The 13,906-nt window shown below is 67.5% G+C and carries 18 protein-coding genes and 1 pseudogene; 11 read left to right on the forward strand and 8 right to left on the reverse strand.

Annotated elements, in window-relative coordinates; all coding sequences use genetic code 11:
* Positions 1-13: 13 nt before the first annotated feature.
* The 4 genes from qcrB to ctaE form a co-directional block, all read right to left on the reverse strand.
* Complete coding sequence (qcrB, locus tag ACFQBT_RS06695; protein WP_377821369.1) at positions 14-1,870, reverse strand: cytochrome bc1 complex cytochrome b subunit; 1,857 nt, start codon at positions 1,868-1,870, stop codon at positions 14-16.
* Positions 1,867-2,928 carry a cytochrome bc1 complex Rieske iron-sulfur subunit gene (gene qcrA, locus ACFQBT_RS06700; RefSeq protein ID WP_377821371.1) on the reverse strand — a complete coding sequence of 354 codons (1,062 nt, stop codon included), beginning with the start codon at positions 2,926-2,928 and terminating at the stop codon, positions 1,867-1,869. The genes qcrB and qcrA overlap by 4 nt, the downstream gene beginning before the upstream one ends.
* Complete coding sequence (qcrC, locus tag ACFQBT_RS06705; RefSeq protein ID WP_377821373.1) at positions 2,928-3,707, reverse strand: cytochrome bc1 complex diheme cytochrome c subunit; 780 nt, start codon at positions 3,705-3,707, stop codon at positions 2,928-2,930. The genes qcrA and qcrC overlap by 1 nt, the downstream gene beginning before the upstream one ends.
* Before the next feature lie 70 nt (positions 3,708-3,777).
* Positions 3,778-4,428, reverse strand: coding sequence for an aa3-type cytochrome oxidase subunit III (gene ctaE / locus ACFQBT_RS06710; protein ID WP_377821375.1), 651 nt, complete (start codon positions 4,426-4,428; stop codon positions 3,778-3,780).
* A gap of 551 nt (positions 4,429-4,979) precedes the next feature.
* Between ctaE and trpD the strand changes: the two genes are divergently transcribed.
* Complete coding sequence (gene trpD, locus ACFQBT_RS06715) at positions 4,980-6,056, forward strand: anthranilate phosphoribosyltransferase (protein ID WP_377821377.1); 1,077 nt, start codon at positions 4,980-4,982, stop codon at positions 6,054-6,056.
* 136 nt (positions 6,057-6,192) lie between these two features.
* Here trpD and ACFQBT_RS06720 read toward each other — a convergent pair.
* From ACFQBT_RS06720 to ACFQBT_RS06730, 3 genes and pseudogenes are all read right to left on the reverse strand, one after another.
* Positions 6,193-6,243 (reverse strand): annotated as a pseudogene (locus ACFQBT_RS06720) (hypothetical protein); the annotation flags it as partial.
* 120 nt (positions 6,244-6,363) lie between these two features.
* Positions 6,364-6,801, reverse strand: coding sequence for a hypothetical protein (locus ACFQBT_RS06725; RefSeq protein WP_377821379.1), 438 nt, complete (start codon positions 6,799-6,801; stop codon positions 6,364-6,366).
* Between the two features lie 41 nt (positions 6,802-6,842).
* The gene (locus ACFQBT_RS06730) at positions 6,843-7,919 is read right to left on the reverse strand and encodes a DEDD exonuclease domain-containing protein (protein WP_377821380.1); all 1,077 of its coding nucleotides are present in this window, start codon (positions 7,917-7,919) and stop codon (positions 6,843-6,845) included.
* A gap of 332 nt (positions 7,920-8,251) precedes the next feature.
* On the opposite strand from ACFQBT_RS06730, the gene ACFQBT_RS06735 reads away from it, so the two are divergent.
* The 9 genes from ACFQBT_RS06735 to ACFQBT_RS06775 all read left to right on the forward strand — a co-directional run bounded on the left by ACFQBT_RS06735 (position 8,252) and on the right by ACFQBT_RS06775 (position 12,461).
* Positions 8,252-8,407: a hypothetical protein gene (locus tag ACFQBT_RS06735; RefSeq protein WP_377821381.1), complete on the forward strand. Its 156-nt coding sequence runs from the start codon at positions 8,252-8,254 to the stop codon at positions 8,405-8,407.
* A gap of 178 nt (positions 8,408-8,585) precedes the next feature.
* A complete protein-coding gene (locus ACFQBT_RS06740) occupies positions 8,586-8,765 on the forward strand; it encodes a hypothetical protein (RefSeq protein ID WP_377821382.1) in 180 nt (59 codons plus the stop codon).
* Entirely contained in the window at positions 8,762-9,328 is a 567-nt protein-coding gene (locus tag ACFQBT_RS06745; protein ID WP_377821384.1) for a hypothetical protein, read from the forward strand. Before ACFQBT_RS06740 ends, ACFQBT_RS06745 begins: the two co-directional genes overlap by 4 nt.
* A 10-nt stretch (positions 9,329-9,338) precedes the next feature.
* Positions 9,339-9,539 carry an SRPBCC family protein gene (locus ACFQBT_RS06750; RefSeq protein WP_377821386.1) on the forward strand — a complete coding sequence of 67 codons (201 nt, stop codon included), beginning with the start codon at positions 9,339-9,341 and terminating at the stop codon, positions 9,537-9,539.
* Entirely contained in the window at positions 9,500-9,784 is a 285-nt protein-coding gene (locus ACFQBT_RS06755; protein WP_377821388.1) for an SRPBCC family protein, read from the forward strand. Before ACFQBT_RS06750 ends, ACFQBT_RS06755 begins: the two co-directional genes overlap by 40 nt.
* A gap of 37 nt (positions 9,785-9,821) precedes the next feature.
* A complete protein-coding gene (locus ACFQBT_RS06760) occupies positions 9,822-10,808 on the forward strand; it encodes an ROK family glucokinase (RefSeq protein WP_377821390.1) in 987 nt (328 codons plus the stop codon).
* Positions 10,805-11,767 (forward strand): ROK family glucokinase, encoded by a 963-nt coding sequence (locus tag ACFQBT_RS06765; RefSeq protein ID WP_377821392.1) that lies wholly within the window; start codon positions 10,805-10,807, stop codon positions 11,765-11,767. The genes ACFQBT_RS06760 and ACFQBT_RS06765 overlap by 4 nt, the downstream gene beginning before the upstream one ends.
* Positions 11,764-12,108, forward strand: a complete 345-nt coding sequence (locus ACFQBT_RS06770; RefSeq protein ID WP_377821394.1) for an endonuclease/exonuclease/phosphatase family protein — start codon at positions 11,764-11,766, stop codon at positions 12,106-12,108. Before ACFQBT_RS06765 ends, ACFQBT_RS06770 begins: the two co-directional genes overlap by 4 nt.
* The gene (locus tag ACFQBT_RS06775) at positions 12,021-12,461 is read left to right on the forward strand and encodes an endonuclease/exonuclease/phosphatase family protein (RefSeq protein ID WP_377821396.1); all 441 of its coding nucleotides are present in this window, start codon (positions 12,021-12,023) and stop codon (positions 12,459-12,461) included. Before ACFQBT_RS06770 ends, ACFQBT_RS06775 begins: the two co-directional genes overlap by 88 nt.
* Positions 12,462-12,465: 4 nt before the next feature.
* Here ACFQBT_RS06775 and ACFQBT_RS06780 read toward each other — a convergent pair whose 3' ends face one another.
* Positions 12,466-12,912, reverse strand: coding sequence for a hypothetical protein (locus ACFQBT_RS06780; protein ID WP_377821398.1), 447 nt, complete (start codon positions 12,910-12,912; stop codon positions 12,466-12,468).
* Between the two features lie 113 nt (positions 12,913-13,025).
* Between ACFQBT_RS06780 and ACFQBT_RS06785 the strand changes: the two genes are divergently transcribed.
* Complete coding sequence (locus tag ACFQBT_RS06785) at positions 13,026-13,880, forward strand: lysophospholipid acyltransferase family protein (RefSeq protein ID WP_377821400.1); 855 nt, start codon at positions 13,026-13,028, stop codon at positions 13,878-13,880.
* The last annotated feature ends 26 nt before the right edge of the window (positions 13,881-13,906 follow it).

A 13,906-nucleotide genomic window follows, 5' to 3' on the forward strand; every position in this document is an offset into this window, starting at 1 on the left:
GAACGGTGTGCGGTTACTTGTCCGTCTCCGCGTCGTACGGCGAACTGTCGCCAGATCCCGCCCCGGAGGAGGAGAGCATCGCCACGCTTTCGTCGTCGACTTCCTCAGCTCCGCCGTGCAAGTGGCCACCGAACTCAGGGGAGTGGCTCTGCACGATCACGGCCTCCTCGAGGGCGTGATCCGGGTCGTGGTGGTCGTGATGAGCGGCCTCCAACTCTGCCGGGGTCACCGCGGGGACACGGTCCTTGAAGTAGAAGCTGGACAGCTTGGTGCGCAACTTCGCCGCACCGGCACCCTTGCGGCGCACGCCGTTCTCGTCGACCGGTGCCAGGTACTCCTGCGGCGACGGGGTGTCGTAGGACACCAGAGGCCAGCGATCGTAGGCGTTGAGCGGCTCGTGGGCCTCGAAGAAGCGACCCTCGGCGGTCCGCACGACGCGGCCGGTCTCCCGACCGTGCAGCACGGTCTCGCGGTCCTTGCGTTGCAAGCTCAGGCACAACCGCTTGGTCACCCAGTAGGCAACGACCGGGCCGATGAAGACCATCGCGCGCAAGACATTGGTGATGTCGTTGATCGACAGGTGCAGCTTGATCGCCATGATGTCGTTGCCCGCGGCGAAGAACAGCACACCGTAGAAGGTCAGCATCGCCATCCCCAGCCCGGTGCGGGTCGGGGCGTTGCGCGGCCGATCGAGGATGTGGTGTTCGCGCTTGTCGCCGGTGACCCAGGACTCGAGGAACGGATAAACACCCGCGATCGTCCACATAGCCGGGATCAGCAGGATCGCACCGATCATCACGTTGAACGACCAGGTGTGACCCAGGAGTGTGAACTCCAGGAACCCGGGCAACAGCCGCAACGCGCCGTCCGCGAAGCCCATATACCAGTCCGGCTGGGAGCCGGCGGTGACCTGGGTGGGCTCGTAGGGGCCGTACATCCAGATCGGGTTGATCGTGACCAGTGCGGAGATCAATGCCGTGAACCCGAAGACGATGAAGAAGAAGCCGCCCGCCTTGGCGGTGTACACCGGCATCAGCCGGAAGCCGACAACGTTCTTGTTGGTGCGCCCCGGGCCGGGGTACTGGGTGTGCTTGTGCACCATCACCAGAATGATGTGCGCGGTGAACAGACCCACGATGATCGCCGGCAGCAACAGCACGTGCACGGTGAACAGTCGCGGGATGATCGCCTCACCGGGGAATCCGCCGCCGAACAGGAAGTAGGAGATGTACGAACCCACGATCGGGATCGACAACATGAAGCCCTGCGCGGCGCGCAGACCGGTTCCGGACAACAGGTCATCGGGCAGCGAGTAGCCGGCGAAGCCTTCCACCAGGGCGAGCATGAACAGCAGCAGGCCGATGATCCAGTTGATCTCGCGGGGCTTGCGGAATGCGCCGGTGAAGAACACTCGGAACATGTGCAACATGATCGCCACGATGAACAGCAGCGCCGCCCAGTGGTGGATCTGACGGATCAGCAGGCCGCCGCGCACGGACAACGAGATGTCGACCGTGGACCTGTAGGCCTCGCTCATCTGGATGCCGCGCAGCGGGATGTAGTCGCCGTTGTAGACCACGTGGCCGGCACTGGGTACGAACCAGAAGGTCAGGAAGGTACCGGTCAGCAGGAGGATGATCAGCGAGTACATCGCGATCTCGCCGAGCATGAAGGACCAGTGGTCGGGGAAGACCTTCTTCATCAGGAACTTCACGCCACCGGCCGCACCGGTGCGCTCGTCGAACCAGTTGGCGACCGAGCCGACGGCTCCACCGCTCTTGGCCGCGGCAGCCTTCTCGTCCTTGACGTCGGACGTGCGCAACGACTCCGGACCCAGCTGGTCGGGTCGCACCGTGGATTCGGTTGTCATGAACGCTCCCAGAAGGACGGGCCGACGGGCTCCTGGAAGCCCTGCGTGGCGATCAGATAGCCATCATCATCAACCGCGATCTTCAACTGGGGCAATGGCCTTTTGGCGGGCCCGAAGATGACCTCGCAGTCGTTGGTCATGTCGAACGTCGACTGATGGCAGGGGCACAGCAAGTGGTGGGTCTGCTGTTCGTAGAGACCGACAGGGCAACCCACGTGGGTGCAGATCTTGGAGTAGGCGACGACGCCGCCGATGCCCCACTCCTTCTGCCGCGCGCTGCGGATCAGGGACTCCTCGAGCTTGACCAGCAGGACCGAGGCCTTGACCTTCTGGTTCAGCGGGTGCTCGGTGTCGTCGATGCCCTCGGGCAGGACGTGGAAGGCCGACCCCATCGAAACGTCGCTCAGGCGGATGGCGGTGCCCTCGGGATCGCGCATCAACCGGCGGGGTTTGCCGTTGGGCAGTTTGGTGTCCCACAGCGTCGTCGACAGGTCGTTGCCCGGTAGCGGGCCGAGGCCGCCGACGAGCTGCACGCCGAGCGGGATGGCGAACAGACCCAGGGCACCGCCGAGGGTGTACTTGATCAACGGTCGGCGGTTGATCTGCGAGACCTCGGCACCCTCGGCGAGGACGTCGACCGCGCCGGCGCGAGCCTCGTCGCTGGAGCGCAACTCGTGACGCTCCTCGACGACTTCCTCGTCGGACATGATCGTCTTGGCCCAATGCACGGCGCCGAATCCGATGCCGAGCAGGGAGACCGCGAGAGTGACGCCGAGCGCGAAGTGCAGCGCCTTCATCGGGCCGATCAGCGGCAATGTGATGAGGTCGTCGTCCCCCACGGCGAAGTAGAAGACCACGAACAGCACGGTGGCGATCATCGACAGCACGAACAGGCTGGCGACCTGACGCTCCGAACGACGGGCCGCCTTGGCATCGTCGTCGCCGAAGCGGTGCACGTGCGGCGGCAGGCCCGGGTTGGTGAAAACCTCGGAAGAAGACGCCTGCTCGAGCTCGGTGCCGTGCTCGTTGTTCGGGGAGTGCGTGACGTCGCTGCTCATCAGGCGGCCTTCTTTCCCAGCCAGACCGCTGCTGCGATCAACATGCCGATACCCAAGGTCCAGACGAACAGGCCCTCGGGGACCGGGCCCAGGTTGCCCAGGGTGTGGCCGCCCTGGCTGGGCTCGTCCTTGACGTTCTTGAGGTAGCTGATGATGTCGGCCTTGTCCTGGGACGAGAGGTTCTCGTCACTGAAGACCGGCATCGACTGCGGCCCGGTCAGCATCGCTTCGTACATGTGCTTGCCGGAGACGTCCATCAGCGAAGGCGCGTACTTGCCGCGGGTCAGCGCGCCGCCGGAACCGGCGAAGTTGTGGCACATGGCGCAGTTGACCCGGAACAACTCTCCGCCCCGGGCGATGTCGCCGTTCCCGCTGGTGTACTTGCTGTCCGGAATCGCCGGACCCGGTCCGAGCGAAGCGACGTAGGCCGCGAGCTGCTTGATCTCGTCGTCGGAGAACTGGACCTCACCACGCTGGGCCTGCGTGCCCGGCTGCGCCAAGGGCATCCGACCGGTGCCGACCTGGAAGTCGGTGGCGGCAGCACCGACGCCGACCAGCGACGGACCTTCGTTGGTGCCCGTGCCACTCAGTCCGTGACAGGTGGCGCAGTTGGACAAGAACAGCGCCTTACCGGCCGCCACGTCATCGGCGGTACTAGCAGCAGCGTCGGCATCCTTGGGTGCCAGCACGGCGTACAGACCGCCGGTGATCACCAATGCAAGGAGCAACACGAGCAGCAACGCGGCCGGGTGCCGTCGTCGTGCGGCGAGGAAGCTCACAAGTCAATCCTGTCGTCGTTGTCGAACAATGCAATTGTGCGCCGGAAACCCGGCAAATCGGCGGACCCGCCTACTTGAGCAGGTAGATGGTGAAGAACAGCGCGATCCAGACCACGTCGACGAAGTGCCAGTAGTACGACGTCACGATCGCGCCGGTGGCCTGGTGGTGGGTGTATCGACGGCTGGTGAAGGTGCGGCCGATGATCAGCAGGAAGGCGATCAGACCGCCGGTCACGTGCAGGCCGTGGAAGCCGGTCGTGATGTAGAACATCGAGCCGTAGGCGTCGGAGTTCATCGAGATGCCCTCCCCGAACATCTCGGAGTACTCCATCACCTGACCGGCGACAAAGATCGCGCCGAAGATGTAGGTGAGGATGTACCACTCGCGCATACCCCACTTGCGGAAGTCCAGCAGCGAGCCCGTGCGAGCCGGCTGGCCCTGCTCGGCCTTGAAGACGCCCCACTGACACCAGACCGACGAGATCACCAGGATCAGGGTGTTCACCGCGGCGTACGGCACATTCAGGTGTGACGTGCGCTCGTGCCAGAGGTCCGGTGCGGTCGAGCGGATGGTGAAGTACATCGCGAACAGGCCGGCGAAGAACATCAACTCGCTGGCCAGCCACACCATGGTGCCGACTGCAGTCATGTTCGGCCGGGTGACCGGTCCGTGTCCGGTCGGAATCGCGGAGGGTGCGCTCGCACTCGTTGCTGTCGCCACGGAAGCATTATGGACCCCCACAGGTTGGTACGTCGTTCCGACCCCCGAGGTTGCCCCCTAATTGTGATCAGAGCACCGATAGCATCGGGATATGTCCGCCTCATCGCCCGACGTGGTTAGTCCCTCTTCCGTTCCCGCCGCTGACGCCTCTTCGGCGGCGAGTGCCGTGACGCCGGTGCGCGTACTGCTCTACAGCGACGACGTGGCGACCCGTGATGCGGTCCGCGTCGGAGTCGGCAAACGCCCCGCCAAGGACGTGGAGATCGTCGCCTGGCACGAGTGCGCGACCCCCGAGGCAGTCATCGAACAGGCCGACGCCGGAGGACACGACCTGCTCATCCTGGACGGCGAAGCATCGCCCGCCGGTGGTCTGGGCCTGACCAAGCAACTCAAGAACGAGATCTTCAACTGCCCGCCGGTGATCGTGCTGACCGGACGACCCGCCGACGGGTGGCTGGCGTCGTGGTCGCAGGCGGAGGCGGCCGTGCCGCACCCCTGGACCCGCTGCAGTTGTGCGCGACGATCGCCGAGGTCGTCCGCACCCACATCGCGTGACTTCCACCACGGGGACCGGCCGCACCTGGCCGGTCCTGCTGCGTGCGCTGCTCGGTGGAGAGGATCTCAGCCACGAGGACACCGCCTGGGCGATGGACCAGATCATGTCCGGCACCGCGACGGAGGTGCAGATCGCCGGTTTTCTGGTCGCGCTGCGCGCCAAGGGCGAGACGCCGGCGGAGTTGGGTGGCCTGGCAGCCAGCATGATCGATCATGCCGTGCCGATCGAGGTGGCCGGGCCGACGCTGGACATCGTCGGAACCGGGGGCGATCAGGCGCACACCGTCAACATCTCGACGATGTCCGCGGTGGTGGCTGCCGGAGCCGGCGCGCGCGTCGTCAAACACGGCAACCGGGCGGCCTCGAGCCGGTCCGGCTCGGCCGACGTCCTCGAGGCGTTGGGGGTTCGCCTGGACCTTCCTGCCGCAGCGGTGCAGGCGGTGGCCGAACAGGCCGGGATCACCTTCTGCTTCGCCCAGACCTTCCACCCGGCGATGCGGTACGCCGCGACCACCCGCAGTGGCCTGGGTGTGCCGACCACGTTCAACGTCCTCGGCCCCCTCACCAACCCGGCGCGGGCCACGCACGCGGCCGTGGGCGCGGCCGACGCACGGGTGGCCGGGCTGATGGCCCGGGTCTTCGCCGACCGTGGCACCCAGGCGGCGGTGTTCCGCGGGGACGACGGGTTGGACGAACTCACGGTGACCGGAACCTCGACCGTGTGGTGGGTACGTGATGGCGAGGTGTCCCAGCACCAGGTGGATCCCGCCCGCTTCGGGATCGGCGCCGCCCCGGTCGACGCGTTGCGCGGCGGCGATGCCGTGACCAACGCCGAGATCGCCCGGGAGGTCTTCAGCGGAGCCCGGAAGGACGCCGTACGCGATGCGGTGTTGTTGAACGCCGGAATCGCGCTGGCGGTGCTCGACGCGGACGCGGCCGGCCGGTTCGGCGTTTTCGACACGTTCGATGCGGCACTGGCCGCCGGCATCGAACGCGCGGCTCGCTCGATCGACGATGGCGCGGCGCTGGCGGCGCTGGAACGCTGGGTCGCGGCCTCCGCCGACGCCGGCTGAGGCCCAGGGGTCAGGAGGACGCGTCCTCGTCCAGGCCGAGCGCGAATGCCGCGTCGAGGTCCTGGTTGGAATACGCACGGAAGGCGATGTGCGTCTCGGAATCGAGCACACCGGGCACCTTGTTCAGCTTGTCCGAAACGATCTCGGCGATCTCGTCGTGGGAGGCGACCTTGACGACAGCGATCAGGTCGACGTCACCGGTGACGGAGTAGACCTCCGAAACACCCCCAGGTTGGCGATCGCCTGACCCACTTCGGGGATGCGCTGGACGTCGGCCTTGATCATCACAATCGCGGAAAGCACCCGGTCAGGATATCGCCCGGGCCGCGAGGAGTTCGCGCTGCCGCCCGGCACCGCCCCGTGGGCAGGTCCATGAGCCGACGATGTCCACCAGCCGCACCCCGGGTTGTTCGAGCCAATCCAGGATCTGCTCGGTCTCTGCCGGATGGGCAGCGGGCATCGGCGGGATGGGCTCGCTGACCACCTCCGCCGCAGCGACCATCGCCTGGATGTACGGCGTGGGATCGGCCCGCGCGGGCGTCACCGTGGTGCCGGCCAGACGGCCGTGCCGCACACACACGACCTCCCAGCCGCCGGTCGCACTGCGCCGCGCGGCCACCAACTCCGCGATCGCGGCAAGGGGAGCGATCCGTTGCGTGCGGGCCAGTGCCCGCACCAGGCTCAGCATGCGGTCGCGCACCAGGCCGGCGTCCTCGTAGCGCTCCTGTGCGCTCAGGCCCGCCATCCGGTGTTGCAGCGCCTCGATGATCGCGGCTGCGTCGGCGCTCAGGGCGTGGTGCGCGCGGTCGGCGATCTCGACGTACTCCCGGTGGCTCTGCTGGCCCGTGCACGGTGCGCCGCACTTGCCGAGTTCGGCCAGGGCACAGGCGGATCGGCGACCAGGGACCAACGCGCCGGTGCATCGACGCAGGGGAGTACGTCGTGCAGCGCTTCCAGCGCGGCCTCGGCTTGAGCGCGGCTGCCGAACGGCCCGGCGTAGGTGGCGCCGTCGTCGCGCACCGCGCGCACGATGGACAGCCGGGGGAAACGCTCGACGGTCAGCTTGACCCACACCGCCTTCTCCGGCCGCTTCGAGCGGCGGTTGTAGGGCGGCTTGTGCTCGGCGATCAGACGTAGCTCGCGCACGCCCGCTTCCAGTCCGCTGCCGCACACGATCGGGGTGACCTCGGCGGCGATGGCCACCATTTCGGCCATCCGGCTGCGTTGCTCGCTGGCGGTGAAGTAGCTGCTGACGCGCCGGCGGATGTCCACTGATGTGCCGACGTACAACGGTCGGCCGGTGGCGTCCTTGAACACGTAGACACCCGGTTTGTTGGGCAGCCCCGCCGCCAGGACGCGTTTGCGACGCTGCGCGGGGGTGACCCGGCTGGTGTAGGACTGCAACTCCTCCAGCGTGTGGACCCCGAGGTTGCCGACCCTGGCGATCAAAGCGTGCAGGACGTCAACGGTCGCCCGGGCGTCGTGTAGCGCCCGGTGATCAGGCGTCTGGGTGGCACCGAAAAGGGTTGCGAGAGAGCTGAGTTTGCGGTTCGGCGCCTCATCGTTGCTCACCAGTTGCCGAGCCAGATGCACCGTGTCGATCACCGGGAAGCCCGGCCAGGTCAGTCCGAGACCCGCCGTTGCGGTCTTGAGGAAGGTCACGTCGAAGGGTGCGTTGTGCGCGACCAGCACGCTGTCGTGGGCGAATTCGAGGAACGCCGGGAGCGCCTGGTCGATGCGCGGCGAGCCGGCGACCATCGAGTCGGTGATCCCCGTCAGGACCGAGATGAACGCTGGAATGCTCTGCCCGGGGTTGACCAATGTCTGGAACTCTCCGAGCACCTGCCCGCCACGCACCCGCACCGCGCCGATCTCGGTGATGCCATCGGTCGACGCGCGCCCCCGGTCGTCTCCAGGTCCACCACCACGAACGTCACGTCCGACAAAGGGCGTCCAAGGTCCTCGAACGTCCCCTGCACGAAGTCACGACTGGCGGTGATGGTCATGTCGTCAACGTAGGAGGCGGGTCCGACAACCTCCCGTCGCGACACGCGAAGCGGAGGTTGTCGGTGGCTGCACCTAGCGTCGTGTCCGTCAAGGAAAGGAGGATCGCGATGTCCTCGAGAGGTTACCCGGGCGAAGTGCTCGTCGAGTGCCGTAATTGCCCTGTGCGACAGACACATTGCGCGGAGTGCATGGTGACCGCCCTGTGGCAGTTACCTGTCCCGCAACGCTTGGATGAACGCGAACGGGCGGCCGTGGATCTGCTGGTCGGACACGGGCTGGTGAGCGTCACCGCAGCCGCGGACGCCCGGGTCCACGACGAGCGGGTACGCCGAGGCGTCGGCTGACCGGCGCCGCTCACCACTGCGGGTGGTTGGATCGGCGCATGGTCTCCCGGCGGTCGGTGCTGCGCACCATCAGCCTGCTTCCTGCGGCCGCTGCGGCGACGTCGCTGGCTGGTTGCACCCGCTCCGGCGATGACCCGACCCCCGTGGCAGCCGCCGGTCATCGTTCGCGTCCGACGGCGTGCGGATCGAGGTGTCGCCGGCGGGGATCCGGATCGAGAACCAGCCGGGCGTCAGCGAGACGATCCGGACGCAGGTGCCCGCGCTGGTCGACGCGGCGATGAGCCGGGTGCGGTCGGTGTGGGCCGCGCCCGTGGCTGCCGCCGGAGGTTCCCTGACAACCCCCGCAGCGTGCAGGTGAGCGCAACCCACGACCAGTTCGTGGCGCTCGGCGGCGGGAGCGCCCAGGCGGTCGCCGCGACCACCCGCGCCGACGGCACGATCGTCCTGGCACCCGATCTGTGGACCGGAACCACCCGGGAGGGCCGGATCGTGGTCATCGCCCACGAACTGACCCACGTCGTACTCCACAGCCAGACCAGCGCCTCGGCACGATGGCTGGTCGAAGGACCGCCGGAGTGGACCGCCTATCACGACACCTCGTTGTCGTTGCCGGTGATCGCCCCACAACCGGCTGAGGCGGTCAGAGCCGGCCATCCGGCCTCCGGCCCACCCGCGGACGCCGCATTCACCGACGGGCCGTTGCAAGCGGCGTACCAGAGCGCATTCGTCTGGTGCACCTTCCTGGTCCAGCACTCGACAGCGGCGAGGTTCACGGCCTTCGTCATCGACGCCACCAGCCAATCGGCGGCACAGCTAGCGACGATCTTCGAGGCGCATTACGGGTCGTCCATCGCAGCGCTCAGCGACGCCTACCAACAGTTCCAGCGGACGACCTTCGGCGTAGTGCGGCCGAGCGCGTAGGGTCTGGCCCATGAGCGACAGCACACGAGCCAGTGTCGTGATCGAAGCACCCAGTGCCACCGTCCTGGACGTGATCGCCGACTTCGATGAGTACCCCGCTTGGGCCGAGCAGGTGAAGCGCGCCACCGTCCTGTCCGAAGATGAGGGGGTTGGCCCCTGCAGGTGGAATTCGTGCTCGACGCCGGGGTCATCAAGGACACCTACGTTCTGAACTACGACTGGCAGGTCGACGAGAACGGCGAGGGGATCGTGCGCTGGTCTTTGGAGCGGTCCAACCTGCTGAAGTCGATGGATGGTTCGTACACCGTCCGTTCGGTGCCCGAGGGCACCGACGTGGTGTACGAGCTCTCGGTCGCCGTGACCATCCCGGTCGTGACCATGTTGCGACGCAAGGCCGAGCGGATGATCATCGACACCGCGTTGCGCGGTCTGAAGCAGCGCGTCGAGTCGCGCTGACCGGTCAGCGCGACCCCGATCCAGAAGGAACAGCAGCGTGGCTTGGAGTATCGGCATCGACATCGGCGGCACCAAGATCGCCGGAGGCCTGGTCGATGAAAGTGGCCGGATCGTGCAGCACGAGCGAGTCGCAACGCCCGCGACGGACCCGCACAACATCGTCGTGGCCGTCGGTGGCCTCATCCAGCGGTTGGCCGAGCAAAGCCCGCAGCCGCTGACCGGTGCCGGTGTCGCCTCTGCCGGCTACATCGACAAGATCGGCTCGACGGTGTTGTTCGCACCCAACTTGGCGTGGCGCGATGAGCCGCTCAAGGCCCGGTTGGCCGCCTACACCGATCTTCCCGTTCTGATCGAAAACGACGCCAACGCAGCGGCTTTCGGGGAGTTCCGGCATGGCGCCGGCCGGGACATCGACGACATGATCATGGTGACCGTCGGCACGGGCGTCGGGGGCGGGATCGTCATCGGTGGCCGGTTGCTGCGCGGCGCGTTCGGGCTTGCCGGGGAGATCGGCCACATGCGCGTCGTACCCGGCGGCACCCGCTGCGGTTGCGGCAACCGAGGCTGCCTGGAGGCCTACGGCAGCGGCACCGCGCTGGTGCGCGAGGCCCGCGAGATGGTCATCTCCGGCAGCGCTTACGCCGCGCGCCTTGCCGAACTGTGCCATGACGACCCGAGCACCCTCATCGGCGCCCAGGTGACCCAGGCCGCCCAGGAGGGTGACCCCGCCAGTCAGGAGTTGCTGTCCGAACTCGGTCGCTGGATCGGCGAGGCCTGCGCATCCCTGGCGGCGCTGTTCGACCCCGAACTCTTCGTCATCGGTGGCGGCGTCGCCGACGCCGGCGACCTCCTGCTGGAACCGATCCATGCCGGTTTCGCCGCCCAGCTGACCGGTCGCGGATACCGCCCGGAGGCAAAGTTCGTCAAAGCCGAACTCGGTAACGACGCGGGCGTGATCGGGGCGGCCGCACTGGCCGCGGAACTCCCGGCACCCGACGGCACGCCAGAGGCGGCCCGGGGTTGACCACCGCGGTCACGGCGATCGGCGTCGACATCGGCGGCACCAAGGTCGCAGCCGGTCTGGTGACGCTCGATGGTGAGGTCACCGCACGTGCGCGCCGGGACACGCCGCACCGGTCCACCCGCCCCGAGGTCGTCGAGGACGTCATCGTCGAGGCGGTCGAGGAACTGCTCACGCCTGATGTGACCGCCGTGGGGATCGGTGCCGCGGGGTTCGTGTCCTCCATGACCGGCCGGGTGGTGTTCGCACCGCACCTGTCCTGGCGGGATGAACCGCTGGGTGAACGACTCTCCGCGCGGCTGCCGGTCCCGGTGTTCGTGGACAACGATGCCAACACCGCCTGCTGGGCGGAGCACCGTTTCGGTGCCGCGTCCGGGGAGCGGAACGTCGTGATGGTCAACCTCGGCACAGGCATCGGTGGTGCTGTCCTGATCGACGGCACGTTGCGCCGGGGCGAGTTCGGCATCGCCGGGGAGTTCGGCCACATGCAGGTCGTCCCCGGCGGGCACCGCTGTGAATGCGGCAATCGGGGCTGCTGGGAGCGGTATGCGAGCGGCAACGCCCTTGTGCGAGAGGCGCGTTCACTGGTCGAAGCGAAGGCGCCCATCGCCGCCGATCTCGCGGCGCGATGCGGTGACGATCCCGCGGCACTGACCGGGCCGATGATCACGCAAGCCGCTCGGGACGGTGACCCGACAGCCGCGGAGTTGCTGGCGGAGGTAGGTGAGTGGCTGGGGGTCGGAATCGCCGGGCTCGCCAATGCGTTCGATCCGGCGCTCTTCGTGATCGGCGGCGGGGTGAGCGCCGCGGGCGATCTGCTCATCGAGCCGGCCCACCAGTCGTTCCGGAGGCACCTGACCGGCCGGGGGTACCGGCCCGAGGCTCGGTTGACCGCGGCTGCGCTGGGCAATGAGGCGGGTCTGGTCGGCGCCGCGGATCTCGCGCGACGGAATGTGCGATGACTCGTCCTGCGGGCGTTGTACGGGTGGCCAGTTACAACATCCATGCCCTGAAGGACGATCGAGCGGCCCTGCGTCGGGTGGTCCTGGCCATCTCGCCGGATGTGCTACTGCTGCAAGAGGTTCCACGCCATCCGTTCTCGTCGCACCGGATCGCGGCGTTGGCGGCCGGTTTCGGGCTGACCTGGTCCGGCGGCTCCCGCGGTGGCACGAGCACGACGGCGATGACCAGTCTGCGGGTGGACCAGTTGGCGGCGTGGCGGGAGTCGCTGCCCACCCCCGGTTCAGTGAGCCGCGCGGGTACGCCGCGGTCCGGGTCGCCCTGCCCGGCTACCGACCGCTGACCGCGGTCGGCACCCACCTCGGTCTGCCTGCCGCCGACCGGGCCGCGCAATCGCGCGCCCTGGTCGACCGGTTGCGCCGCGTCGAGGGGCCCCTTGTCGTCGGCGGCGACGTCAACGAGCGGGCCGGTGGGCCGAGCTGGCAGCAACTGGGCACGCTTCTGCTGACGGCGCCGGACCCGGGGGACACCTTCCCTGCGGCAGGGCCGAACCGCCAGATCGACGCCTTCTGGTCGAGTCCGGGGTTGCCGGTGGAGGTGGCCGACCCCGCCACGTGCGGTACGCCGGGTGATCGGGCCACGGCCAGCGATCACCTCCCCGTGGTGATCGACGTGCGACTGCCCCCGCTGGGCTGACCGGCTAAAGCACCGCGCCGTCGTCGTCATCGTCCGGGTCGCGCGACCACGGTTGGCGCATCACCAACAACACCAGACCGGTACCGAACAACAGGCAGGCCAACGTCCACCACAGCCATCCGGCGTACGGGTCGAAGAACAACAGGTAGGCGATCCACAACGGTGCGCCGACCAGCGCACCCACGATCGCCCACAACTGCATGTCCTCCTCGGGGAGATCCTCCAGCTCGGGTGGTTCGAACCGGTCGTCCAGGAGTGAGTGGGAGCCGGAGTCGGGTACCCGCCACGCTGTCGGTAGTTGCACGGGCGGGACGACGGGACCTTCACCATCAGTGTCCGGGGCGTCATCCTGCTCGGCGTTCATCGCGGCTACGATCTGCGCGAATTTCAGGTCGTAGTCGGCCTGCGCAGCCAACTCGGATTGCTCGTCGTCGCGCGGGTCGGAGCTCATCGGCGTGCTGCCTTCTGCGCACCGGCTCGCGACATGCCGTCATTGTGTCACCGACCGAACGTTCGACGTACCGTCGGCTGGGTATTGTTCGACTCGTCGTCCAAGGAGGTCCGATGTACTGGTTGCTCAAGCACGTGCTGCTGGGTCCATGGTTGCGATGGATCTTCAAGCCTGAGGTGGAAGGCGTCGAGCACGTCCCCGATCGTGGCCCGGCGATCCTTGCCAGCAACCACCTGTCGTACACCGACTGGCTCTTCATGCCTCTGGTCATCTCTCGGCGGGTCACCTTCGTGGCCAAGGCCGACTATTTCGTCGGCGAAGGCGTCAAGGGAAAGTTCCAGAAGTGGTTCTTCTCCAACACCGGGCAGGTTCCGATCGACCGGTCCAGCGGCGACGCCGCGGCCGGTGCGTTGAACACCGGCTTGCAGATCCTGGCCGGGGGAGAGTTGTTCGGCATCTTCCCCGAGGGCACCCGCTCACACGACGGGCGTCTCTACAAGGGCAAGACCGGGGTGGCCCGGATGGCGCTGGCCGCCCAGGTCCCGGTCATTCCGGTGGCCGTCATCGGTACCGACGAGATCGCCCCGCCCGGGAAGGTGTTCGGCCGGTTGGTGCGCCCGCAGGTCCGGTTCGGCAAGCCGATGGACTTCTCCCGCTACTACGGGATGGAGGACGACCGCTTCGTGCTGCGGTCCATCACCGACGAGATCATGTACCAGCTGATGTTGTTGTCCGGGCAGGAGTACGTGGACATCTACGCGGCCAAGGCCAAGAGCAAACTCGCCCAAGTGGCTCGCAACATCGGTGAGGGAGCCGCCACCGTGGCCACGAACATCGGTGAGGGTGCCGCGGCCGTGGCGACCAACCTGAACGAGAAGATCCATGCGGCGCGTACCGGTGACGAATCCACCGGCGAAGCCGACGGCGAACCGCTTCCTGTGTCGGTCGAAGCGGTCCGCGAAGGCTGAGCGGCAGTCCCACCTTCTGAGCGACC

This window comes from Branchiibius cervicis (assembly GCF_042661605.1).
GTDB lineage: Bacteria > Actinomycetota > Actinomycetes > Actinomycetales > Dermatophilaceae > Branchiibius > Branchiibius cervicis.

Bases quoted from the DNA above. Each gene is read 5' to 3' on its own strand.
- qcrB (WP_377821369.1), bottom strand. From the start codon at position 1,870: ATGACAACCGAATCCACGGTGCGACCCGACCAGCTGGGTCCGGAGTCG.
- qcrA (WP_377821371.1), bottom strand. From the start codon at position 2,928: ATGAGCAGCGACGTCACGCACTCCCCGAACAACGAGCACGGCACCGAG.
- ACFQBT_RS06725 (WP_377821379.1), bottom strand. From the start codon at position 6,801: ATGGCGGGCCTGAGCGCACAGGAGCGCTACGAGGACGCCGGCCTGGTG.
- ACFQBT_RS06735 (WP_377821381.1), top strand. From the start codon at position 8,252: ATGGTGACCGCCCTGTGGCAGTTACCTGTCCCGCAACGCTTGGATGAA.
- ACFQBT_RS06750 (WP_377821386.1), top strand. From the start codon at position 9,339: ATGAGCGACAGCACACGAGCCAGTGTCGTGATCGAAGCACCCAGTGCC.
- ACFQBT_RS06770 (WP_377821394.1), top strand. From the start codon at position 11,764: ATGACTCGTCCTGCGGGCGTTGTACGGGTGGCCAGTTACAACATCCAT.
- ACFQBT_RS06780 (WP_377821398.1), bottom strand. From the start codon at position 12,912: ATGAGCTCCGACCCGCGCGACGACGAGCAATCCGAGTTGGCTGCGCAG.
- ACFQBT_RS06785 (WP_377821400.1), top strand. From the start codon at position 13,026: ATGTACTGGTTGCTCAAGCACGTGCTGCTGGGTCCATGGTTGCGATGG.